General features: G+C 70.0%; 18 protein-coding genes. 8 read left to right on the forward strand and 10 right to left on the reverse strand.

Annotated elements, in window-relative coordinates; genetic code table 11:
• The 3 genes from D1825_RS12730 to D1825_RS12740 form a co-directional block, all read right to left on the reverse strand.
• On the reverse strand, positions 1–369 hold a 369-nt coding region (locus tag D1825_RS12730; protein WP_199721587.1), incomplete at its 3' end, for a hypothetical protein.
• Between the two features lie 306 nt (positions 370–675).
• The gene (locus D1825_RS12735) at positions 676–1,755 is read right to left on the reverse strand and encodes an immunoglobulin domain-containing protein (RefSeq protein WP_118767787.1); all 1,080 of its coding nucleotides are present in this window, start codon (positions 1,753–1,755) and stop codon (positions 676–678) included.
• A gap of 112 nt (positions 1,756–1,867) precedes the next feature.
• On the reverse strand, positions 1,868–2,986 hold the full coding sequence (locus D1825_RS12740) for an immunoglobulin domain-containing family protein (protein WP_138067659.1): 1,119 nt from the start codon (positions 2,984–2,986) through the stop codon (positions 1,868–1,870).
• Positions 2,987–3,103: 117 nt separating this feature from the next.
• Here D1825_RS12740 and rfbA point away from each other — a divergent pair, with 117 nt between their 5' ends.
• Positions 3,104–3,973 (forward strand): glucose-1-phosphate thymidylyltransferase RfbA, encoded by an 870-nt coding sequence (gene rfbA / locus D1825_RS12745; protein WP_118767789.1) that lies wholly within the window; start codon positions 3,104–3,106, stop codon positions 3,971–3,973.
• Here rfbA and rfbD read toward each other — a convergent pair.
• On the reverse strand, positions 3,940–4,818 hold the full coding sequence (gene rfbD / locus D1825_RS12750; protein ID WP_118767790.1) for a dTDP-4-dehydrorhamnose reductase: 879 nt from the start codon (positions 4,816–4,818) through the stop codon (positions 3,940–3,942). The two genes, rfbA and rfbD, sit on opposite strands and share 34 nt — an antisense overlap.
• Before the next feature lie 182 nt (positions 4,819–5,000).
• On the opposite strand from rfbD, the gene D1825_RS12755 reads away from it, so the two are divergent.
• On the forward strand, positions 5,001–6,635 hold the full coding sequence (locus D1825_RS12755; protein WP_147356267.1) for a glycosyltransferase family 61 protein: 1,635 nt from the start codon (positions 5,001–5,003) through the stop codon (positions 6,633–6,635).
• Positions 6,636–6,659: 24 nt separating this feature from the next.
• Positions 6,660–7,265: a dTDP-4-dehydrorhamnose 3,5-epimerase family protein gene (locus tag D1825_RS12760; RefSeq protein ID WP_118767792.1), complete on the forward strand. Its 606-nt coding sequence runs from the start codon at positions 6,660–6,662 to the stop codon at positions 7,263–7,265.
• Positions 7,266–7,317: 52 nt separating this feature from the next.
• Here the strand turns inward: D1825_RS12760 and D1825_RS12765 are convergent, their stop codons facing one another.
• Both D1825_RS12765 and D1825_RS12770 read right to left on the reverse strand, forming a co-directional pair.
• Positions 7,318–8,163: an ABC transporter ATP-binding protein gene (locus D1825_RS12765; protein WP_118767793.1), complete on the reverse strand. Its 846-nt coding sequence runs from the start codon at positions 8,161–8,163 to the stop codon at positions 7,318–7,320.
• 1 nt (position 8,164) lies between these two features.
• The gene (locus D1825_RS12770; protein WP_233549888.1) at positions 8,165–9,181 is read right to left on the reverse strand and encodes an ABC transporter permease; all 1,017 of its coding nucleotides are present in this window, start codon (positions 9,179–9,181) and stop codon (positions 8,165–8,167) included.
• Positions 9,182–9,332: 151 nt separating this feature from the next.
• Here D1825_RS12770 and D1825_RS12775 point away from each other — a divergent pair, with 151 nt between their 5' ends.
• From D1825_RS12775 to D1825_RS12790, 4 genes are all read left to right on the forward strand, one after another.
• Complete coding sequence (locus D1825_RS12775; protein ID WP_118767795.1) at positions 9,333–11,168, forward strand: SpoIID/LytB domain-containing protein; 1,836 nt, start codon at positions 9,333–9,335, stop codon at positions 11,166–11,168.
• A 91-nt stretch (positions 11,169–11,259) separates the two neighbouring features.
• Entirely contained in the window at positions 11,260–12,708 is a 1,449-nt protein-coding gene (locus tag D1825_RS12780) for a bifunctional cytidylyltransferase/SDR family oxidoreductase (RefSeq protein WP_118767796.1), read from the forward strand.
• A gap of 66 nt (positions 12,709–12,774) precedes the next feature.
• Positions 12,775–14,250, forward strand: coding sequence for a polysaccharide pyruvyl transferase family protein (locus D1825_RS12785; RefSeq protein WP_118767797.1), 1,476 nt, complete (start codon positions 12,775–12,777; stop codon positions 14,248–14,250).
• On the forward strand, positions 14,247–16,034 hold the full coding sequence (locus D1825_RS12790) for a CDP-glycerol glycerophosphotransferase family protein (RefSeq protein ID WP_118767798.1): 1,788 nt from the start codon (positions 14,247–14,249) through the stop codon (positions 16,032–16,034). The genes D1825_RS12785 and D1825_RS12790 overlap by 4 nt, the downstream gene beginning before the upstream one ends.
• Here the strand turns inward: D1825_RS12790 and D1825_RS12795 are convergent.
• Positions 16,025–17,767 carry a fibronectin type III domain-containing protein gene (locus D1825_RS12795; RefSeq protein ID WP_138067661.1) on the reverse strand — a complete coding sequence of 581 codons (1,743 nt, stop codon included), beginning with the start codon at positions 17,765–17,767 and terminating at the stop codon, positions 16,025–16,027. The genes D1825_RS12790 and D1825_RS12795 overlap by 10 nt on opposite strands.
• 129 nt (positions 17,768–17,896) lie before the next feature.
• The gene (locus D1825_RS12800; RefSeq protein WP_138067662.1) at positions 17,897–19,444 is read right to left on the reverse strand and encodes a glycosyltransferase family 2 protein; all 1,548 of its coding nucleotides are present in this window, start codon (positions 19,442–19,444) and stop codon (positions 17,897–17,899) included.
• Positions 19,445–19,581: 137 nt separating this feature from the next.
• On the opposite strand from D1825_RS12800, the gene D1825_RS12805 reads away from it, so the two are divergent.
• Positions 19,582–20,706, forward strand: a complete 1,125-nt coding sequence (locus D1825_RS12805; protein ID WP_118767801.1) for a glycosyltransferase — start codon at positions 19,582–19,584, stop codon at positions 20,704–20,706.
• Here the strand turns inward: D1825_RS12805 and D1825_RS12810 are convergent.
• The gene (locus tag D1825_RS12810) at positions 20,679–21,935 is read right to left on the reverse strand and encodes a CDP-glycerol glycerophosphotransferase family protein (RefSeq protein WP_118767802.1); all 1,257 of its coding nucleotides are present in this window, start codon (positions 21,933–21,935) and stop codon (positions 20,679–20,681) included. The genes D1825_RS12805 and D1825_RS12810 overlap by 28 nt on opposite strands.
• Entirely contained in the window at positions 21,932–23,152 is a 1,221-nt protein-coding gene (locus tag D1825_RS12815; protein WP_138067663.1) for a CDP-glycerol glycerophosphotransferase family protein, read from the reverse strand. Before D1825_RS12815 ends, D1825_RS12810 begins: the two co-directional genes overlap by 4 nt.
• Positions 23,153–23,220 lie beyond the last annotated feature (68 nt).

The raw sequence follows: 23,220 nt of genomic DNA on the forward strand, positions 1-23,220 counted from the left end.
CCCCGTGCCGCCCTTGACGACGACGCGGTACTTGGCGCCGTCGAGCTTGGTCGACGCGACGACCTTGTACGTCGCCTTCGTCGCGCCGCTGATCTTCGCGAAGGAGCTCTTGCCCGGCTTGCGGACGTACCACCGGTAGCTGAGCTTCGAGCCCTTGGCCTTGACCGTGAACGTGGCCTTCTTGCCGGCGACGGCCGCGGCGGAGCGCGGCTGCGTCGCGATCTTCGTCGAGCTCACCTTGACGGTCTTGACCGTCGACACGCTCGTGGCCACGGGTGCGGCGGTGGCGGGAGCCACGAGCCCCAGAGCGAGTGCGCCACCCAGGGTGGCGGCGAGACCGGCACGAAGCACGGCGGGTCGGGCAGACATCGGTGAGTTCCCCTTGCGTCAGGATCTGCGGAGGCGGGGTCCGTTCGGCCCGCTCGGCGCGCACCCACGAACCTGCTCACGAAGAGCGCAGAGGTGCGGCAGTCGATGCTCTCGCGCCCGGACGCAGCCGCTCTGGTCCCCAAGTCCTAGGTCGTCGACCGCGTCGACTGCTACGGGAGTGCCCTCACCCGGCCAGCGGACATGACGCTCGTCACTCACGGCGGCCCGCGCTCTCGGGCCTGACGAACGACGACGGCGCGCGCGGTCGCCTGCTGGAGACCGAGCGCGCCGTCGAGGCGTGAGGCGTCAGTTGACGGCCAGGTACTCCGAGAAGTTGTTGCTCGTGTCGGTGACCTTCCAGACGGCACCCTTGAGCGCGCTCGTCGGGACAAGGGCGACCGAGCCGAGCTCCTTGGACTCGCCCGACTCGATGAGGACCGGGTCGGAGTCGACGAGTGCGGGGTCGCCCTCGGCGTAGGTCTTGCCGTCGCCACCCACGAGGACGACCTTGAGGCCAGTCTGAGCGTTGCCCGTGCCCTCGCCGACGTAGTAGACGCGCGTGCTCAGCGCGTAGTAGCCCCATCCCGCGGGCGGGGTGTGCGCACCAGCGCTCACGGCGCCGGCCGTGACCTCGTCGGTGCCGAACGATGCGAGGGCCCACTCGGTCAGCTCCGCGTACTGCCCGATCCCGAACGGGTCGGCGACCGAGGAGCGGACCCACAGCGTCGCCGCCTTGCTCGCGACCTTGCCGGCCTTGTTGCTCACGACGACCCGGTAGTCGGTCCCGTCGAGGGCGGTCCTCGTGCTCACGGCGATGCTCGTGCTCGTCTTGCCCGAGACGTTCGTCCAGGCGCCACCCTCGACCGACTTCTGCCACTGGTAGTGCAGAGCGTGGCCCGCAGCCTTCACGGTGAACGTGGCCTTGGAGCCCGTCTTCACGAGGACCGTGTGCGGCTGCGTCGTCACCTTGGGCTTCGAGACGACGACGAGCTTCGCGGTCTTCGACGTGACCTTGCCCTTCGCCCCCTTGACCACCACGCGGAAGCGCGCGCCGTCGAGCTTGGACGAGGTCTTCACGGAGTACGAGGACTTCTTCGCGCCCGAGATCTTGGCGAACGACGTCTTGCCGGGCTTGCTCACGTACCACTGGTAGGTGAGCTTGGTGCCCTTGGCGCCGACCTTGAAGGTCGCCTTCTTGCCGGCGACGACGGTGAGCGACTTCGGCGCGGTGGTGACCTTCGTCGCGACCGCCTTGGCGGCGGCGTGGTGGGTGACGACCGCGGAGGTCACGGGGGCCGCGTTCGCGGGGGCGACGAGGCCGAGAGCAAGGGCTCCACCGAGCACGGCGGCGATGCCGGCTCGCAGGGCCAGGGGACGAGCAGACATGTGCTTCCTCTTTCCGGGTGTGCTGGCGCGATCGGCGCCGTCGGAGAATCGGTTGCTGCGGGCGCCGACTTGAGCCGGACGGCGCACCGTCCTGTGCGCCGTCCGTCACAGGTCAGGCGACCGTGGCCGCCCAGTACGACGTGGAGGCGGGGGCGTACCGCGTGGCCGGGCCGCTCGCCGCCCAGACGGCGCCGGCGATCACCGAGTCGGGTGCGAGCGCGCCCACCGTGGAGAGCGAGCAGCCGAACTCGGCGGCGTCGCTGTACTTCTTCGTCATCGCCGCGGGGACCGCCGGCAGCGCCACTCCGGTGGTCGTGTAGAGCGCACCGTCCTTGCCTCGCAGGCGGACGGTGGCGGGGGCGGGCGTCCCCTCGTCCGAGAAGTTGCACGCGAGGACCGTCGTCGTGACGTACGTCGAGCCGGCCGGCGCCGCGGGGTTCGCCGGCGACGCCGCGGCGACCTCGGCGTCGGCGTCGAGGTCCGAGTGCTCGACGACCAGCGCCCACTCCCCCGCGACACCCATCGACCCGGGGGTGTACGGGTCGGACGCCGTCGAGGTCACGTCGAGGAACGCCGGCAGGCTCTCGGTCCTGCCGGCCTTGTTCCTCACGACGACCTCGACGAGGCTGCCGTTGAGCGCCGATCGCGCCGTGAGCGTGACGGACCGGCCCGTGCCAGGAAGGGTCTGCCAGTCCAGGCTCTCCATGCTGGCGATCCGCCAGGTGTACGTCAGGCCGTGCCCGGCAGCCTTGACCGAGAACGTGACCTTGTCCCCGCTCCTCGCCTGGCGGTCGGCCGGGTCGGTGATGATCTTCGGCTTCGAGACCACGACCAGGGCGGCCGACTTCGACGTCACCGTGCCCTTGGCCCCCGTGACGACCACGCGGTAGCGCGCGCCGTCGATCCTGCTCATCGCCGTCACGCCGTAGGTCCGCGTCTTGGCGCCGGCGACCTTCGCGTACGAGGACTTGCCGGGCTTGCGGACGTACCACTGGTAGCTGAGCTTGGTGCCCTTCGCGCTGACGGAGAACTTCGCCCGCTTCCCGGCGACCACGCTGAGCGACTTCGGGGAGGCGGTGACCTTGGTCCTGACCACCTTCGCGGCCGCCTCGTGCGAGACGACGGTCGACGTCTGCGGGGCCGCGTTCGCGGGGGCGACGAAGCCGAGGGCAAGGACTCCACCGAGGACGGCGGCGATGCCGGCTCGCAGGGCCGTCGGACGCACAGGCATGGGTTCCTCTTCCTGACAGACTCGCGCGCCGGTCGGCACAGCCGGGAATCGGTTGCCGGAAGGACCGACTTGAGCGGCGATGAGCCGACAGTGGCTCACATCGGCAAGGATGGGCCCATGCGAGGCATCATCCTGGCCGGTGGATCCGGCACCCGACTGCACCCCATCACCCTCGGAGTGAGCAAGCAGCTCGTCCCGGTCTACGACAAGCCGATGATCTACTACCCGCTGTCCACACTGATCCTCGCGGGCATCCGCGATGTGCTGATCATCACGACGCCGCACGACGCCGAGCAGTTCCGCCGCCTGCTGGGTGACGGCTCGCAGTTCGGGATCTCCATCCAGTACACCGTGCAGGCGGAGCCGAACGGCCTCGCGCAGGCATTCGTGCTGGGCGAGAGCTTCCTCGGCTCGGAGCCCGCTGCGCTGGTTCTCGGCGACAACATCTTCTACGGCCCGGGCCTGGGATCCCAGCTGCAGCGCTTCGCAGCTGTGGACGGCGGTGCGGTGTTCGCGTACCGGGTGGCCGACCCGACGGCGTACGGCGTCGTCGAGTTCGACGAGCAAGGCCGCGCGCTCTCGATCGAGGAGAAGCCTACGGCCCCCAAGAGCAACTACGCCGTGCCGGGTCTGTACTTCTACGACAACGACGTGGTCGCCATCGCGCGGGACCTGCGGCCCTCGCCGCGCGGCGAGTACGAGATCACGGACGTCAACCGCACCTACCTCGAGCAGGGGCGCCTGCAGGTCGGTGTCCTGCCCCGCGGCACCGCGTGGCTCGACACCGGTACGTTCGACTCACTCATCGAGGCATCCGACTACGTCCGCACGGTCGAGCACCGGCAGGGGACGAAGATCGGCTCGCCGGAGGAGGTGGCCTGGCGCCGCGGGTTCCTCACGGACGACGAGTTGCGGGTGCGCGCCGAGGCGCTCGTGAAGTCCGGCTACGGGACCTACCTGCTGGGGCTGATCGCCGAGGGGCGCTGACCGAGCACCGCGTCCGCCGCGAGCGCCCAACGCTCGTCCCATGGACCGATCGGCTGGACTCCTGCGGCGACGAGAGCATCGTGGCCCAGAACCGAGTAGGCCGGGCGCGGCGCCGGGCGGACGAAGGCGTCGCTTGTCGTCGGGACGACGATCGCGGGGTCGAGGCCGGCCGCGATCACGACGGCTCGGGCGAACCCGTGCCAGGACACCTCGCCTGAGGAAGTCCCGTGGTAGGTCCCGGCCGGGGCGTTGGCGACGACAAGTCGCACGATGAGCTCCGCAAGGTCACTCGTCCACGTCGGTTGCCCCACTTGATCGTCCACCACGTCCAGGCCACCGCGCTCACGAGCGACGCGCGCGATCGTCTTGGGGAAGCACGGACCACCCGCACCGTAGAGCCACGCGGTTCGCACGATGATCGCGTCAGGGCTCTCAGCGCGCACCGCCCACTCGCCGGAGGCCTTGGTCCTGCCGTAGGCAGATTTCGGCGCGAGCGCCTCGCGTTCACCGTAGGGAGACGACGCGGTCCCGTCGAAAACGTAGTCGGTGCTGACGTGGACGAGGCGTGCCCCGGCCGCGGCGGCGGCCGCGGCAACGACTGCCGCCCCAGCAGCGTTGACGGAGAAGGCTGTGGCCTCGTCTGACTCCGCGGCGTCGACCGCTGTGTACGCGGCACAGTTCACGACGACGTCGGCACCTACGAGCGCCGCGCGTACCGCGGCCGGTGCCGTGACATCGAGCTCGGCGCGTCCAAACGCATCCACCTCGTCGCTTGATCGCGCACCAAGGACCTCCAGCAGGTCGCGGGCAAGCATCCCCCTCGCCCCTGTCACCACCCAGCGCACGCGCACTCCTCGACGTTGCCGACGCGCTCCGGACGAGCGCTAGCCGATACTGTGACACGTCCCGCAGTCGATCACCGCCAGGAGAACGCCCCTTGACCCCCCTACCGTTCCGCCGCAGCGGCAGTGCGGCCGGTGGCCAGCGGCCGCGTGGGACCGCGGGCTCCCTGCAGTTCGCCGAAGCCGTGGCGGCGCTCGATGCGCCTGGAGCCGTGCTCGTCGTGTCGGACGACCTGGCGTCGGTCCGAGAGATCGCTGCACGACTTCACCGTGCGACGGTTCACGCACTTGTGGCGACGCATCCTGCCGGCGACCCCATCCCGCAGAATGTGACCCTTCACCTAGCCGCAACGCCGTCCGAGCGCGTTCGCGTCGTGGCAGAGCTACCCAGGTTCGATGCCGCCCTCGACATGCTCGTCGATCAGGCGGACAAGGTCGCCGCCCTGCGATCCCTGGCGTACTTCGTCAAGGTCGACGGCACCTACCTCGTGCGCGAGCCAGGCGAGCGGCACGCGGGCTCGAACGTCACCGCCCTGCTCGACGGCCTCACGGCGCTTGCCGCTTCGGTCGAGATGCGACGGTCGGCCCCCGTGCCGGACGCCGAGCTCGCCCAGGCTGTCGTCGTCGCGTCGTCGTCGAGCGCAGTCGCTAGCCTTACCCGCCGGCGGCACTTCTACTTCAAGCTGCGTGACGCCGAGGCCGACCGGGTACTCACCCAGCGCTACGGCGCGGAGTGGGGCGACGTGCTTCACACCGTCCTCCCGCGCGAGTTCGCCGCACAGGGATCCGTGACGGCGCACGGCACGGGGCCAGCGCTCGGGAGCAACCAGACGATTGATGTTCCAGCTCTTCACCTGCGGTCCTACCGGTGGCCACGTGCGTCTGTGCGTCAGCTGCTGACCTATGGGGGCGACTACGTGCTGCCCGACGCGTTCCGGCATCCGCTGCAGCCGACGCTGAGCCATCCTCAGCTGGCTGGCGTCAGCAGAGACTTCGGGCGGCTGCTGCGCCGTGCCCAGCCGACGTCCCGGCGGAAACTTCGCGGCGCGTACTACTACATCGACTGCACCTACCCGACACACTTCGGTCACATCACGACGGAGGTCCTCGCGCGTCTATGGGGCTGGGAGCTCGCGCGTCGCGAGCACCCCGGCATCCGGCCGCTCCTCACCGTGCGAACCGAGGGTGCCGGGATGCCGTCGTACCAGGGTCAGATCTTGGCCGCCTTGGGGATGGATCCGGCAACCGCCGAGGTCGTCGGGCCACACGAGGCCGTCGACGTCGAGACGCTCCTCAGCGTCACCCCCGCCTTCGAGAATCCGTTCTACGTCGCGCCCGAGATGGCAGAGCTCTGGACCCGGCTCAGCGCCGGTCTGCCGGACGCCGCCCCGCCGACGGACAACGAGCGCATCTTCATCTCGCGCCGGACGTCAGGCAAGCGCGACTGCATCGAGACTCCAGAGGTCGAGCGCTACTTCGCCGCAGCCGGCTTCTCCGTGATCTATCCCGAGGAGCACGGTTACGCGGAGCAGCGCGCCATGTTCAGCCGGGCGCGAATCGTCGCGGGCTTCGGCGGAAGTGGCATGTTCAACATGATGTTCGCGCCGTCAGCACGCATCATCATCATCTCGGGCGACGCCTACACTGCCGCGAACGAGTTCCTGTTCGCCGCCGCGAACGGCAATGAGCTTCACTACTTCTGGGGCACATCGACAATCCGACCTCCGAAGCCTGGCGCCTACCTCCACGAAGCCTTCCAGTCGGACTTCCACTTCGACGTTCACGCCTTCGCGCCCGAGCTCGCTCCCCTGCTGGCCTGACCGATCACTCGACCGAGGAGAGTCATGAACTACCGAGAGCTGGCCGTGCCTGGCGCATGGGAGATCACACCGCAGCAGTTCGGCGACCCACGAGGCGTCTTCCTGGAGTGGTTCAAGGACGCCCCGTTCGCCGAGCACGCTGGGCACGCTCTGAACCTCGCGCAGGCCAACCTCTCGGTCTCTGCGGCGGGCGTCGTGCGCGGAGTGCACTTCGCGGACGTCCCTCCCGGGCAGGCCAAGTACGTCACCTGCGCACGTGGAGCGGTGCTCGACGTCGTCGTCGACATCCGGGTCGGATCCCCGACCTTCGGGAAGTGGGACGCCGTGCTCCTTGACGACGTCGATCGCCGGGCCATCTACCTCGCCGAAGGACTGGGCCACGCGTTCATGTCCCTCGAGGACGACTCCACGGTGCTCTACTTGTGCTCGACGGGCTACACGCCCGGCCGCGAGCACGGGATCCACCCGCTGGACGAGACCGTAGGCATTGCGTGGCCCACGACTGCCAGGGACGGCTCGGCGATCACGCCGCAGCTGTCGCAGAAGGACGCCGATGCGCCCTCGCTCGTCGAGGCACTCGAGACCGACCTGCTGCCCACCTTTGCGCAGGTCGCTGCACTGCGGAGCTGATCTCCTCACTCCAGGGCCGCAGCAGACAGTCACTGCCGCTCGAGGTCGTGCGTCAGCCGTCCTGCTTCTTGACGAAGGCCTTGTAGGCGGCGCACACCTCGGTCGACGGTCCATCCATGACGAGCTTGCCCTGATGTATCCACAGCGTCCGCGCGCAGATGCTCTCGACCGTCGCGAGCGAGTGACTGACGAGGAAGACGGTACCCGCCTCGTCGCGAATCGCGTCGATGCGGTCCTTGCTCTTCCGCCGGAATGCGGCGTCGCCGGTGGCGAGCGCCTCGTCGATCATCAGCACGTCGGGGACAGCCGCAGCGCTGATGGCAAACCTCAGGCGCGCGCTCATCCCCGAGGAGTACGCATTCATCGGCAGGTAGATCGAGTCGCCGATCCCGGAGAACTCGACGATGTCGTCGAACTTGGCCCGCACCTCCTCGGGCGACAGCCCGAGCGCGAGGCCACCGATCATCACGTTGCGCTCACCGGTGAGTGATCCCATCAGCACCGCGTTGACCCCGAGCAACGACGGCTCCCCAGAGACGTAGACGGAACCCTCCGTGGGGGGGATGAGGCCGGCGATCGCGCGCAGCAGCGTGCTCTTGCCCGAGCCGTTGACCCCGACGATGCCGATCGACTCTCCGTGGCGGGCGATGAACGAGATGCCGCGTACAGCCTCGACCGACGTGAGGCCCCCCATGTGCACGGTGCTGCGGTTGAGCACGCGCTTGAGCACGCCCGGCCTGCCCTGACCGGCAGCCACGCGCTTGCCCCCGAAGATGCGGTACGTGACGTACAGGTCGTCGACGACGAGCGACGGCGCGCCCAGCTCCCGCCCGTTGGGCTTGAACTCGCTCAGGTCCTCGGCGTCGACCTCGAAGTCGATCTCCTCAGGGATGCTCATCTCACTCCCGTCCGTAGCGCTCTTCGCCACGCCAGAAGGCGAGGAAGCCGATGCCCAGCGCCAGGACGGCCCACACAGCGCCGGCCACCCACATCGTCCAGTCGAGCGGGATCGACGGCTCGTCGAGCACCGTCGAGCGCGTCAGGTTGAGGAACACCGCGACCGGCTGGTACGCGAGGACGTGCGAGATGACGGGGTACTTGACGATGTGCTCGATGCTGAAGAGGACACCGGAGCCGTAGAAGACGAACCGGAGGACGAACGGAATCACGTTGTTCAGGTCCGGCGTGATCGCGACCCATCGGGCCACCAAGAATGCGCAGCCCATGTTGAAGACGAACATGAGCCCGATCGCGACGGGCAGGAGCAGCAGCCGCCACGTGATCGGCACCTCCTCCATCTCGGGGAGCAACCCCGAGAGCCACGCGATGGCGCACATCACGGCGAGTGCCGGTCCGAGCGTCGTCAGTTCCGTGAGCGTCGTAGAGACCGGCAGCGAGGCCCTCGGGAAGTGGACCGATCGCACCAGGTTGAGATTCCCCTTGAGCGAGTTCGCCCCCGCCGACACCGACGACTCGAAGAACCTGTAGATGAACACCCCGACGACGATGAAGGCTATGCCGTTGTTCACACCCCGCGTGGTCGGCACGATGACGCCGAAGATGACCACGTACACGATCGAGTTCAGCAACGGGTTGAGGACCGACCACAGCTGACCCAGGTACGAGCCCTGGTTGCGCGCGTAGGCCTTCGCCGAGCCGAGAGTGCGGATGAAGGCTCGCCGGGCCCACACCGAGCGCACGTACTCGCCGACCGGAGGTCGCACGCCCATCTGGCGCAGGCCGCTCGCCACGGCGACCGCTCGCATCTGCTCGCTCTCCGCGAAGGGCCCGAGTGGCGCAGGCAGCGCCCCGTTCTCGGGTGCCGCGGCAGTCGGGCGAACAGGAATCGCGTCAGTGCTCGCGGCCGTCGTCTTGACCTGCGACGCCTGCCCCGAGGAACGCGTGGGTGCACTCACGTCGCGGGGGAACCAATCTGTCGAGGACGAGGCAACGACCGGACCTTGACGGACCGACCGACGAACCATAATAGACGCGTACCGCACAGGCCCGGTCCACGGGCCTGGATTCGCCTACCCTGGCTCGGTCGTCGCACCGAAGGAGCCTGCCATGCCATCCCGCAGCCGTCTGCACCTGAGCCGGGTCGCGAGCGTGGTTGCCGCTGCACTCGTGCTCACCGGGCTCGCCACAGCGCCGGCGAGCGGCGCCTCGAGCGCGGTGACGGCGCGCCTCACCGGGCCGGCAACCATCAACCCGCTGCAGACGACGACGCTGACCGCGACCTACACGAAGAACGGCACACCCGTCGCTCACGCGACGCTCAAGCTGCAGAAACACTCCCCGACCGGCTGGCGAACCGTCCGCACGTTTCCCGTGCGAGCCGGCTCGGGGACCTACACCCTCGCCCCGAACGGAAACACCTCGTACCGGGTGGCAAACCACGACGGGAGCGAGGTGTCGTCGATCCTGCGCGTCGCCGTCGCCTCCACCTACGTCCACGCAGCCGTCGCGGGCAAGAGCTCCGTCGCCGCCGGAGCAGCCACGACTCTGTCAGCGTGGTACGTCAAGGGCGGAGCGCCCGTGCCGACTGCCGTGCTGACGCTGCAGCGCAAGGCAGGGTCTTCCTGGGTCAGCGCCCGCACGGTCACGATTGTCCACGGCCGCGGGACGACGACTGTGACGCCGTCCGTCACGGCGAACTACCGCCTGGTCAACCACGACGGGTCCCGCATCAGCCCCACCGCGACCGTCCGGGTCGTGTCCGGTCCGTCGTCATTCAACGTCACAGGGTCCGGGTACGGTCACGGCGTGGGGATGTCGCAGTACGGCGCGTACGCGATGGCCTTGGCCGGTAGTACCGCCGCTGGCGTCCTCGAGCACTACTACACCGGTGCCGACGTCGCGACCAGGACGACGAAGAAAACCGTCGCCGTGCAGATCCTCGGACCCGAGCCCTACAGGTTCAAGGGCTATGCCGACACGGCCACGTCCGCGACGTTCACGGTGAGCGCGGGACTGTGGCGCGTGCGGACACAGGACGGCTCGGCTGCGTTCGAAGGCACGGCGTCTCAGCCGGTTGCGCTCAAGGTCGTCGGAACCCAGGTCCGGGCGACGCAGGGCAGCCGCACGCTCTCGGCGGCGCGGATCCGGCTGTTCTGGAGCGGCACGGATGCCTGGCACAGCACCGCGACGAAGGCCGTCGCGTCGATCTCCGGCGCCCAGGGCGCCTACCGCCACGGCGAGCTGACCGCCACGGTGATCGGGGGGAAGCTCAATGTCGTCAACGAGCTGCTGCTCAACACCGACTACCTCTACGGGATCGCCGAGATGCCGTCTTCCTGGGGTTCCGGGAAGGGCACGCACGCCCTCGCCGCGCAGGCCATCGCCGCGCGCAGCTACGCCCTGACCAAGACGGGCACACGCAAGGCGGGGTGCGACTGCCATCTCGTGGACGACGTGCGTGACCAGAACTTCACCGGCTGGAAGAAGGAGAGTGAGGGTTCCGGCGCGCAGTGGGGCAAGCTGTGGGTCGCCGCCGTCGATCGCACGGTCACGAGCGCCGCATCGGCGCAGGTGCTGACATACAAGGGCGCAGCGATCGCGACGCACTACTACTCGGCATCGGGTGGAGGCACCGGGAACAGCGAGGACGTGTGGTCGTCGACAATCCCGTGGGAGCGCAGCGTATCCGACCCATGGTCGCTCAGGGCACCCGGGAACCCCAACAAGGCGTGGACCGCGACACTCAGCCAGTCGTCGGCGCGACGCATCTTCGGACTGAATGACGTGTTGAGCATCAAGATCGCCCAGAAGTGGCCGGGCGGGCAACTCCGTACGCTCGTTGCCACCGCACCGGACGGCACGACCCGCATCGTGACAGGCAAGGCGGACGCCATGCGTGCCGAGCTCGGCCTCAAGGCGGCGTGGGTCACCTCGATCTCGTGAGCCGACGCTGAGGGGGCGGGCACCCTGCCGGGGTTCGTTACCCTAGGGACGCGATCACGGGGCGTGAGCGCGGTCGAGCGAGAGGAACGTCGTGCGCACCATCGGTGTCGTCCTTGCCGGAGGAGTCGGGGCCCGGCTGGGCCTGAGCATCCCCAAGCAGATGGTCAAGGTCGCCGGGCGGACGATCCTGGAGCACACGGTCGCTGCGATGAATGCGTCGCCGGACATCGACGAGCTCATCGTGATGATCACCCCCGGCTGGTCCGAGCAGACCGCCACCCTCCTCGGCAGTCGCTTCGCGAAGGTCACCCGAATCCTCGAAGGTGGATCCACGCGGAACGAGACCACGCGCAAGGTCCTCGACGCGCTGGGATCGGACGAGATCAAGGTCGTGCTGCACGACGCCGTGCGGCCCCTGCTCGACGAGCGGATCATCGCCGACTGCGTCAACGCCCTGGACGACTTCGGCGCGGTCGACGTGGTCATACCTTCCGCGGACACGATCGTCGCGGTCGGTCCCGACGAGATCATCACCTCCATCCCCGACCGCAGCGTGCTGCGCCGCGGGCAGACGCCGCAGGCCTTCCGCCTCTCGGTGCTCCGCGCCGCCTACGCCAAGGCGCTCGACGACCCATACTTCTCCGCGACCGACGACTGCGGCGTGGTGCTGAAGTACCTGCCCGAGGTGCCGATCAAGACCGTCGCGGGCGCGGAGCACAACCTCAAGGTGACCCACCCCGTCGATCTGTTCATCGCGGACAAGCTCTTCCAGCTCGCGTCGCAGACCGCCCCGCAGCACGACGCCGACCCCGTCGGCTCGCAGTCGCTCGCAGGCCGCACGGTCGTCGTGCTCGGCGGCTCGTACGGGATCGGGGCGGAGATCGCCCAGCTCGCGGAGCGCTCGGGGGCGACCGTCGTCGCGCACGGCCGGTCGACGACCGGCCTGCACGTCCAGGACCCGGAGCAGATCGTCGCAGCGCTCGCCGACACCGCGCGCGTGCACGGGCGTATCGACGCGGTCGTGCTGACCGCTGGGGTGCTGCGGGTCGGGCGTCTCGGCGACGCGACCGACGAGGAGGTCGCCGAGTCGATCGCGGTCAACTACGTCGCCCCGGTGCAGGTCGCTCGCGCCGCCTACCCGTACCTGCGCGAGTCACAGGGGCACCTGCTGTTCTTCACGTCGTCCTCCTACACGCGCGGCCGCGAGAACTACTCGTTGTACTCGTCCACGAAGGCTGCTGTCGTGAACCTCACGCAGGCCCTCTCGGAGGAGTGGGCGCCGCAGCAGATCAAGGTCAACGTGATCAACCCCGAGCGCACCGCGACGCCGATGCGCACCCAGGCGTTCGGCGATGAGGCGCCCGGTACTCTGTTGTCCGCCACCGAGGTGGCGGCGACGTCGATCGACGTCCTGACGTCCGACATCACGGGACTGGTCGTCGACGTCCGGCGAGCAGCGGCGGGCACGACCGAGGGCAGCACGGTCGCCGACGCCCTCGCCGAGTCCGAGCACGACCTCGAGGCCCCCTCGCCCGCCTGATCCAGCACCGCCCGCCCGACCACGACGGCCCGCAGGCCACACTCACGACACGGGAGTCTCATCCGCATGCCGCGCTTCCTCATCCGCGCCGGGAAGGACCCGCGCACCGCCCTGTCCCACGAGCAGTCACTGGCGACGTCGACGCTGGGCGTCTTCGGGTCCAACTCGGGCAACATGCTCTTCTACAGCGGCGTGCACCGAGTCCTGAGCGTTCCGGGGACCGAGATCGTCGCGAACTCGTACGTGCACGAGCGCCCGTCGGTGAGCAAGTCCGACGTGAACCGCGTGAACGACGAGTTCGACCGATTCATCCTGCCGATGGCCAACTCCTACCGTGACACCTTCCTGCCGCACCTGGAGCGGCTCGCGGGCGTCATCGAGAGCCTCACGGTGCCCGTCAACGTCATCGGGATCGGCGCGCAGCTGCCCTACGGCACCGCGTTCGACACCCTGCCCGACGAGTACAAGCGCGTCGTCAAGCGCTTCACCGCCGCCGTGCTCGACCGGTCCGAGTCCATCGGCGTGCGCGGGCAGTACACGGCCGAGATGCTTGAGCACCTGGGCTTCTCCTCGGACCGGATCGACGTGATCGGCTGCCCCTCGATGTTCGGCCGCGGCCAGCTCGGGCCGCTGCGTCGCAAGGTCGAGCGGCTCGAGAGCGACAGCGCGATCGCGATCAGCTACACGCCCAAGGTCGCCGGCGTGGCCGAGCTGGTCAACGCCAACGCCTCGCGCTACCGGCGGTCGGTCATCATCCCGCAGCAGCATCAGCGCCTCGCGCTCATGCTCTGGGGTGAGGACCCGGCCAAGGTCGCCGATCCCACGATGCCGATCCACACGGGCCACCGTCTCTACCGCGAGGACCGGATGCGATTCTTCGTCGACGCCTCGACGTGGGTCGACTTCATGGCCGAGCAGGACTTCGCGTTCGGTACCCGCATCCACGGCAACGTGGCCGGCGTGCTCGCCGGTACGCCGTCGGTGGTGCTCGCGCACGACTCGCGAACGGTCGAGCTGTCGCAGTACCACGGCATTCCGTACCGCCTGTACTCGGACCTGCCGGCCGACGTCGATGCGCAGCGCCTGTACGACGAGGCCGACTTCGACGCATTCGAGGGTCGCCAGCCCGAGACCTTCGCGACCTACCAGCGCTTCCTGGAGCGCAACGGACTCGAGCACATCTTCCAGGACGGAAAGGCGAACCGCGCCTACGACAAGGCCATCGACCGCGCGCCCTTCCCCGGCCCTGTGCACACGCTCATGGCCGACGGAGAGACGGGCCGCGAGCAGGTGATGGGTCGCTTGCGCTGGCTTCGCCAGGGCGCGAACGGTGACTTCGAGCGCTCCGCCTACGAGTTCGACCGGCCGTTCGTCGGCCCGCGCCAGGCAGCGACGACTGCTCAGCTCGCCAAGCAGGTGCTCGGCCTGCAGTCCGACATCGCCCGTCTCCAGCGGCAGGTACGCGCGAAGGCTCCGGCCGCCGCTCCCACGAAGCCGTCGATCGTGCGCCGCGTCCGCCGACGGCTGCGCGGTCTGCGATGACGGAGGAGACCTCCGGAACGATCAAGGGGGAGGGCGAGGCCGGCACCGACCCGGTCGTGGCCACCACCGCCTCTTCGGTCCCCTTCTGGCGCCGAGTGCTGGGAGCTGGCTTCTGGCCCGTCCTCGTCAACGCCAGCGCAGTGGCGTGTGCACTCGTCACGATCGCGGGCGGCTCGACTGGACTGGCCCTGACACTCGCGGGCTTCTCGGTGCTCGGTGTCCTCTCGCGAATCCGATGGAAAGGCGTCCTGTCCAGAACCCAGGCCTCGCCGCTGGGAGCGTGGACGACCGCGACGTCGAGCCTGCTGCTCGCGGTGGCGTCGGCCACGTCGCGTCACGATGTAGGCGACCTCGTCTGGGTGGCACTCGTCGCCGTCCTGGTCTCAGTCGTGGTCGGTCCCACCCTGCGAGCAGCAGACAACGCCGGCTTCCCGGTGGCGCTGAACCTTCCGGGCGCCGACGTGCGAGCAACCGCGGCGTTCCCGCTGGGCCTCGTCTACATCAGCGCGCTGCTCGCCCTCGGCGCGCTCGCAGCACGACTCGCCTGGCCCGGAGCGTGGAACGCCGTGTCCGTCGTTCTCGCAGGCATCACCGTCATCGCGACGTTCGCGTGCGCCGTCGACACCTTCCTCCGTGTCCGGACCCGGCGTGCTGTGGAGGTACGTCTGCCCGAGCTGCTGGCAGCCTACGACCCGGCTTTCGCCCTGCACTGGCAGGCGCCGGCCGGCACCGCCTACCAGGCCGCCATGTGGCTGCCCTATCTCGAGCGGCTCGGACCGCCGTGGTTCGTGCTCGTGCGCACCACGACCAACCTGCATGACGTGAGAGGCTTGACGTCCGCCCCGATCGTCCTGCGCAAGGCGCTCGAAGACCTGGACCCCGTGGTCGTGCCGAGCCTTCGAGCCGTGTTCTACGTCAACACGGCCGTGCGCAACAGCCACATGGTCCGCTACTCCCACCTCACGCACGTCCAGCTGAACCACGGCGACAGCGACAAGGCGCCCAGCTTCAACCCGGTGTTCCGGATGTACGACCGCGACTTCGTGGCGGGCCAGGCAGCGATCGATCGGTTCGCCGCGAACGGCGTGTACATGCCTGAGCAGCTCTTCACCATTGTCGGGCGCCCCCAGGTCGAGGACGTCGCGGTGGCGCGCGGGCCGATCGCTCAGGTCACCGGACCGACAGTGCTGTACGCACCGACGTGGTCGGGGTTCTACGCGGACTCGGACTACTCGTCTCTCCGCAACGGCGCTGCGCTCGTCGAGGCGCTCCTCGCGCACGGATGCACTGTCATCTTCCGACCGCACCCGTACTCGCGGCGCGACGCCGCCCTGGCCGCGCAGTGCGACGCGATCTACGCACTGCTCACTGCCGACACCGCACGCGCGGGCCGCGCTCACCTCCACGGCGCGCAGGCGGAGCGCACCATGTCGATCGTCGACTGCTTCAACGCGAGCGACGCGCTGGTCTCGGACGTGTCGAGCGTGGTCAACGACTACCTCTACTCCGAGAAGCCCTTCGCGATGGTCGCGGTCTCGGAGCCTGCGTCGACCTTCCGCGCCTCGTTCCCCGTAGCAGCCGCTGCCTACGTGCTCGACGGCCACGACGGTCTGACCGGCGCCGACGAGGTTCTCCAGTCGATGCTCAGCCTCGATCCGTTGCAGGCGCAGCGCAGAGCGCTCAAGACGTACTACCTGGGCGACATCCCCGCCGAGCACTACGCAGACCGATTCCTGGCCGAGGCGCGCGCCGTGCTAGGACCGGCCCCAAGTTCTCAGGAGTAGACAGAGACCGTCGCCCACACGGGGTGGTGGTCCGACGGCGCGGTGGACTCCTTGACCCGCTCCACGCCGAACCTGGACGCCACCACGGCACGAGATGTCAGGACGTGGTCGATGCGCGCGGCCGTCGTCCGGGTCGGCTGCCAGGCGTGCGTGCTGGCGTACTGCCCGCCGACGATCGACGGCGCCGTGAGATCGGCGGGGTAGTAGCCAGCGCTGAGAATGCGTGCCATCGGCGTGTCAGCCGTGACTCCGTAGTACGAGTTGAGGTCGCCGGTGACGACGACTGGCACGTCACCGAGCGTCGCGAGCCACCCGGCCAGCTGAGCACCCTGTGCAGCGCGCGTCCGGTCGTCGGCCACTGTCTTGCCGTTCGTGAGGTGCGTGCTGACGACGACCAGCTGCTGGCCGGTCGCCGAGTCCGCCAAGCGGTCCCAGGCCCAATAGCGGGACTCCCCCACCGCGTACTTTGCCGAGCCGCACGCGACAAGGTCGAACTTGGCGTCGTCGTAGAGCACGTGCACGGAGTTGGCGCTACAACGGACCTTGGTGCGCGGGTCGTAGGTGCCGAGCTTCAGCCCTGACTTCGCAGCCAGGAGCTCGACGGGGCGGTATGTCGACGAGCCTCCGTCATGCTTCGACACCGCGCCGTAGGTCACCTCCTGCACCCCGGCGACGTCCATGGACCGCATGAGTGTCACGATCGCAGGCACACGCTTGTAGAACGGCCTCTCTGCCGAGTCCTTGAGGACGTTGTAGCTACCGATGGTCGTGGAGAACATCTTCGTGCCAGCCGGGGTCGGTTCCCGTGGCGACGCCGGCACTGGCTTGGCTGGGGCGAAGGTCGCCTTGAGCCTGTCCGAGGTGACCGTGACGTACGAGACACCACGCGGCATGCCCGGGACCGTGAGCGACGTCCCGGCAACCCGCTGCGACCAGAATGCCGTCCCGCCCTTCGTCCTGCTCACGCTGACCGTGTAGCCGGTCGCCCAGTCCGCCTTCGACCACGACACCTGGACCGACGACGAGCTCGCAGGACGCACCGTGACGTTGGCGGGCGTCTTCGCCTGGTGGGCATGGGGGCGCACCGACCGGACCGTGCTCAACCTGCCCGGCGTGGACTTCGTGTTGAACGCGCGCACGGCGAAGTAGTAGCGCTGGTGCTCCTTGATCTTGGAGGAGAGGACCCACTTGTGGGTCTTGGTCGTCAGCCCTGTACGGAAGACGACGTGCTTGAGCGCCTTGTCGGTAGCGACGACGACCTGGTACGACGTCGCGTGCTTGGCGACCCTTTTCCAGGCGACCTCGAACTTGCCGACGGAGTTCGTCGCCAGGCGCACGCCCGTAGGGCCGGCCGGGCGGGTCTTCCACGTACGCACGCTCTCGACCGTCGAGCGTGCGCCCGCGTGCGAGCCGAACTTGGCCTGCACGGCGACGTAGTACCGCGTGTCCTTCTTCAGGCCGCTGACCTTGGCCGACGTGGCGGCCGTGCGCACCTTCTTGGGCGCCGAGAGGCCCGGCTTCGTCGAGACGGACACGACATACGACGAGGCCCCTGCGACGGCGCGCCATGCCACCCGCAGCGACGTCGCGCCGATGGCGGTCGCCGAGACACCGGCCACCCGCGATGGGGCCGCGGCCTGCGTCGGGGCCATGCCCCAGCCGACGAGAGCGAGCACGGCAAGCAGGGCGACGAGCGTCGCGCGGCGCGTTTGCACGCGGGGGCTGATGGACATCGACACGAGCAGGACCTCTTCCGAGCGGGAACCTCAGTGCGCGGGGCACTCGTCCACTGTACGTATCGACACCCCGGGCGAGGATCTGAGGCCCCGCGTGCGGTGCGGCTCGGCGCTGTGCCGTCTGGTTCAGACGACGCGCAGTGCGACGACCCCGTCGTCGACCACCGGGACCACTACGTCACCAGCTTGCGGCTCGATCCTCTCGAGCTCGGCTGCGACCTCGGCGGGTACGCGCAACGCCGCACTGCGCGCGAGCCCGAGGACATCGACCTGGACAGCGACGGGCCACGACGCGGCCGTGGTCGGAACTTCGCCGCCGGCGAGGCGGACGGCGACCTCGAGCGTCGGGCTCTCGTCGTCGCGGCCGCGGCGGACGCTCAGGTCACCCGGGAAGGCGGCGACATCGTCGCCCACGACCAGCCACACGTGGGCGACCGCGCGATGCCGACCCAGGTGCAGAGGCGTCAGGGACACAACCCCGCGCAGCTCCCACCCGCCGTCGGTGCGGGATGCCTTGCGCAGCCGCGCCGTGGCACGCACCTGGTAGTCCGCCATCTCGCGCAGCTCGTCCGGCACGCCCGGCGTCAGCGCAGGAGCAAGCCGCAGCGCGCCGTCCTCGAGCACCGTCGCGCCACGCACTCCGTCGCGCTCGATCTCCTCCTGCAGCCGCTGGGCGACGTCCCACTGCCCGTGCGCGGCAAGGTACATGCGTGCCCGCTGCTGGCCGCGGACGTACGGGAGGCTCTCGGGCGGGGCGAGGCGCAGGTACTCCTGCGCGGCGGCGCCGAGCTCGGCGCGGTAATGCTCGTCCGCCTCGATGGCACGGCCGACGAAGGGCGGCAGGTCGACGTCCAGGACGCGCCCGAGCCACGCCGTGCGGACCACGTCGTCGACGCCGTCCTCGTTGAGCATCGCCCACGCACGCCGCTTGACCGTGAGGCGGTCGCGCAGGTTGGAGATCTCGTGCTTCTGCTGTGCGGTCGAGGACCCGTCGTCGCGCAGCCGCCAGTGGTAGACGACGTCGCTGAGCAGGTCGATCCCCGAGGCGTGGACCAACGTGCGCAGCATCGGCTCGTGATCCTCGTAGATGATGTTCTCGGGGAACTCGCCGACCTCGACGTCCCAGAACGCGCGCCGGATCACCCTGTTGCACGCCAGGACGTCCTTGATGGCCCACGGGTACTGCGCGAGGGTCACCCCGACGCGCTGCTCGGCGTGCACCTCGCGCGACCAGGCCGGCTCCCACTCTCGCAACTGGTCGAAGCGCCGGATCGCTCCGGTGCAGACGTCCGAACCCGTCGCCTCGAGCGAGTCGACCATCAACGCGTACGCGCCCTGCGGCACGACGTCGTCGCCGTCGGCGAACGCGATGTAGTCGCCGCTCGCCTGAGCGAGGCCGTGGTTGCGGGCGGCGCCGAGGCCGGCGTGCTCCTGCGTGACGTAGACGATGTTGGCGTGACGGCGGGCCAGCTTGCGTACCAGCTCACGCGTGCCGTCGGTGGAGCCGTCGTCGACGACCACGAGGGTCAGCCGCACACCGCGCTGCGTGGCCACGCTCGTGATCGCGTCCTCGACGTACGGAGCGACGTCGAGGACTGCCATGACGACGACGAGCGTCGGACCGTCCTGCGCGCCGGGCTCGCCCGTCGCCCTCTTGGGCCAGAGCTTCGTCACCCACCGGTTGCCAGACACGGCCGCCCACTCTGCCACACCGCCCGGCACGCACCACACCCGTCGGCCGGCTGGGCGCGGGCCCGGCTCTCTGCCCTAGGGTCGTACCTCCACCACGAACGGGAGCCAGACAGATCACCATGCCGACATCCACCGTCGCCGTCTGGCGGGACATCTGGCTCCCCCGCTCCGAGACGTTCGTGCGCGACCAGCTCGGCGCGATGACGCGGTGGCGCCCGCTGCCCGTCGGGCTCGTGCGCCTGCCGGACGGACTGCCCGTGCACCCCGCTTACGCCCCGCTCCCCGCCTGGTGGCCGCCTCTGGCCGTGCGCGTGATCGGCAGCCTGGGCCACCGCCGCGCCGCAGCGCACACCATTCGCGCCGCGGGCGCGAGCCTCGTGCACGCGCACTTCGGACCGGCCGCCATCCACGCGCTCCCGGTGGCGCGCGCCGCGGGACTGCCGCTCGTGGTCACGTTCCACGGCTACGACGTCACGAGGACCCCGTGGCTGGGCGGCGGGCGCGGCGCCTACTACCGTCGCAGGCTCGCCGAGGTCTTCGCAGACGCCGACCGCCTCGTGGCGGTCTCGCAGTTCGTCGCCCGCCGGCTCGTGGCGCTGGGTGCCCCGGCGGACAAGGTCGTGGTGCGGCACATCGGCATCGACCTCCGTGGTGAGGCGGGGCCCGGGCCTGTAGGCGAGCGCGCCGGGATCGCGTTCGTCGGCCGGCTCGTCGCCAAGAAGGGGGTCGACGACCTGCTGAGGTCCTACGCGCGACTGCCTTCCGGGGTCCGCGCGACGACGCCCCTGCGCATCGCGGGCTCGGGCGCCGACGAGGGCGCACTGCGCTCGCGGGCCCGCGAGCTCGGTCTCGACGTGGAGTGGCTCGGGTTCTGCACCCCGGAGCAGGTGAGCGAGCTCCTCGCGTCGTCGGCTGTGTTCTGCGCGCCGTCGCGCGAGGCGGCGGACGGCGACAGCGAGGGCTTCGGCATGGTGTTCCTCGAGGCGGCGCTGCAGGCGACACCGGTCGTCGCCTACCGGCACGGCGGCGTGACCGAGGCGGTGGTCGACGGCACGACGGGGGTTCTGGTGCCCGAGCGTGACACGACGGCACTCACGAACGCCTTGCGCGCAATGATCGAGAACCCGGCTCGTGCCCGCCGGCTCGGAGAGGCCGGGCGGGCTCGCGTGCTCGCCGAGTTCGACATCATTGCCTGCACCGCACGGCTCGAAGAGCTCTACGACGAGGTCGCCTGCCGATCCTGAGCGTCTGCCGACGGCTCCAGGTGGACGTCCGTGCCCAGCCGCGCGAGCGCCGCGTCCCGTACGCCGTCGAGCATGCGGTCGGCACGGCCCGGACCGATGTCCATCGCGAGGGCGTGCAGCAACGCGTCACGCGCCGCTGGCGCGTATTGCGCGCCTTCAGCCACGGAGGCGAAGAACGCCTGCGCGTCACCGCCCGTGCGCAGCATGAGGCCGGCCGCCACCTGGCCGAGCGGCGGGTCGTTCAGCCCGCGGTCACGGACATAGGCGTCGAGGTCCGGGCAGTACAGCGCGATCGGGGCCCCCGTGGCGAAGAAGTCCACCCACGCCGAGGAGTAGTCGGAGAGCATCCCGTGCGCGGCCCCCATCACCTGGGTGAGTGTGACGCCGGCCGCGGCGATCGTCGCGTCGTCGAGCACCGCGAGCCCGAGCGCCTCGTACCGCGCGCTATCACTCCGGTGCGGCTTGACAACCAGCTGGACACCCGCGGCAGCCGCGAGCGAGGGCAGGTCACCCGCGAGCTCGTCGTCTGCCAGGTCCGCGCCCTCGCTCAGTCCGACCGACCCCGCACGCTCCGCACGCCTGAAGGTCGGCATCCAGAGCACCAGCGGACGGCCCGGGTCGAGTCCGAGCAGGCCGGCGACGTCCCGCGGTCCCGTACCGAGCAGGTCCTGCCGGGCGTTGCCGGGGACGAGCGTCGCGTCGCGCATCGACAGCGCGCGCGCCGTGGCCGAACCCCAGATCGGCGACGCCGTGCTGAGCACCTGGGCGCCGATCCGCTGGCTGACGTTGGCGTTGCCCGACCACTTGGGACCGGTCCCGTGCCAGAGGTTGACGTGCAGGCGCCGTCCCACCGGCCTCGGGGAGTCGAACAGTCCGTGCGTGTAGAGCACGAGTTCTGCGCGTACGAAGAGCCAGGCCGTTCGGGGCGCGCGCTTGGCGACGACCCGTACGCGCGTGGCCGCCGGCTCCGCGCCCAGTGCAGTTGCAACGCGGTCGAGCGCCGCTCGACCGCGCGCGGGGTCGCCGGCGACAAGCACGACGGAGCCGCGTGACCGCTGCGCCACGCGGACGGCCGTCACGAGGGAGTTCTCCTCGGTGTCGGGCAGCCCTGCGACGAGCGCGACAGGCGCAGTCGGCACGATGCGCATGAGCACACGCCAGGCCGCCGTCGCGACCGCACGGCGGGCGGCGAGCCAGCGCAGATGCAGCGCGCGGCGCCGCGTGCTCACGAGGCGTCGCCCGGCGCCGCGACGGCACCGTCGCGGCGGGCCACGACCTGCAGGCAGGCGTCGACGAAGCGCGCCGTGGCCGGCCCCGTGGCGGACTCGCCCAGGTAGCTCTCCGCGAGCGCGCGCCGCGCGGCGCCGGCTGGGTCGGACGCGAGCTGCTCGCGTACGACGTCGGCGGCGCGCAGCCCCTCGTCCGGCCCGAGGCGCGGCACGACGTCGAGCAGCGGGGTCGCGGCGACGTCGGCAGCGCCTCCCCCCGGCCGGGTCACGACGAGCGGACGACCCGTCGCGAGCCAGTCCAGCGCCATCGCGGAGACGTCGCAGACCAGGACGTCGGCCGCGGACATCGTGTCGAGCACGGACTCGGTCTCGTCCACCGTCTGCCCAGCTGCACGAACGAGCGCGCGCACGGCGGCGTCGGCATCCGCGAACGACGCATCGCGGGCACCCGTGCGCGGGTGCGGGCGGTAGACGACACGCAGGTCACCGTCCGCCAGGAGCGAGCGCACGATCGCCGTGCCGCGATCGGCGAGCGACGAGTAGGCCGTCGACGGCTGGGCACCCTCCCACGTCGGCGCGTACAGGACCGTCGGCACGCCGGCGCCATCCCTGGTCGCACCGTGCAACCCGTCGAGCTGCGGCCGACCGACCGGGACCATCCGCTCGTCGGCGTCGAACCAGAGCAGGCGCCCACGGGTGCGGTCGACGGCCGCACGGCCTGGCACGAAGGTGAAGTCGTAGGCCTTGAGCTGGTTCGAGATGGAGACGGCCTTGTCGCTGTCCCCGTGGGTCAGGTAGACGTGCGCGACGTCGCGCACCCGCAGCGCCTGGAAGTTACCAGGGTGGTGGCTCACGTAGAGGAACAACGCGACGTCCGCGCGCGAGAGCATGTCGTCGAGGGTCGCGGAGCGAGCCACGACGCTGACCGGGAGCGCGGTGCGAGCGCGGAGCGTGCGCGCGACGCGGCTGTCCTGCACGACGACCCGGACGGGCGTCGCACCGGCCAGGGCCTCGAGCGGTTCGAGCCACTGCGCGAGCTGGTACAGGTTGGTCGGCGGCTCGGGGAAGTACACGAGCACACGCTCGTGCCAAAGCGCACCGATGAGCGCGGCGTCCTCGCCGATGCCGTCAGGCGCTCCCGCGGGGACGGCACCCAGCCGCCGCAGCACACGGCCCCCGACCGAGCGGATCGCGCGCGAGGCGCTCGGTCTACCCACTGAACCTCCCGACGACACGGCGCGGCTGGTCCGCGCAGCCACCCAGCCTATGCGGAGCGTGGCGCGAG

Source organism: Cellulomonas rhizosphaerae (genome assembly GCF_003470205.1).
GTDB lineage: Bacteria > Actinomycetota > Actinomycetes > Actinomycetales > Cellulomonadaceae > Cellulomonas > Cellulomonas rhizosphaerae.

What these genes read in the sequence shown, in the direction of transcription:
- D1825_RS12805 (WP_118767801.1), top strand. Translation starts at nt 19,582, where the DNA reads ATGCCGACATCCACCGTCGCCGTCTGGCGGGACATCTGGCTCCCCCGC.
- D1825_RS12790 (WP_118767798.1), top strand. Translation starts at nt 14,247, where the DNA reads ATGACGGAGGAGACCTCCGGAACGATCAAGGGGGAGGGCGAGGCCGGC.
- D1825_RS12760 (WP_118767792.1), top strand. Translation starts at nt 6,660, where the DNA reads ATGAACTACCGAGAGCTGGCCGTGCCTGGCGCATGGGAGATCACACCG.
- rfbA (WP_118767789.1), top strand. Translation starts at nt 3,104, where the DNA reads ATGCGAGGCATCATCCTGGCCGGTGGATCCGGCACCCGACTGCACCCC.
- D1825_RS12775 (WP_118767795.1), top strand. Translation starts at nt 9,333, where the DNA reads ATGCCATCCCGCAGCCGTCTGCACCTGAGCCGGGTCGCGAGCGTGGTT.
- D1825_RS12785 (WP_118767797.1), top strand. Translation starts at nt 12,775, where the DNA reads ATGCCGCGCTTCCTCATCCGCGCCGGGAAGGACCCGCGCACCGCCCTG.
- D1825_RS12795 (WP_138067661.1), bottom strand. Translation starts at nt 17,767, where the DNA reads ATGTCCATCAGCCCCCGCGTGCAAACGCGCCGCGCGACGCTCGTCGCC.
- D1825_RS12735 (WP_118767787.1), bottom strand. Translation starts at nt 1,755, where the DNA reads ATGTCTGCTCGTCCCCTGGCCCTGCGAGCCGGCATCGCCGCCGTGCTC.
- D1825_RS12740 (WP_138067659.1), bottom strand. Translation starts at nt 2,986, where the DNA reads ATGCCTGTGCGTCCGACGGCCCTGCGAGCCGGCATCGCCGCCGTCCTC.
- D1825_RS12765 (WP_118767793.1), bottom strand. Translation starts at nt 8,163, where the DNA reads ATGAGCATCCCTGAGGAGATCGACTTCGAGGTCGACGCCGAGGACCTG.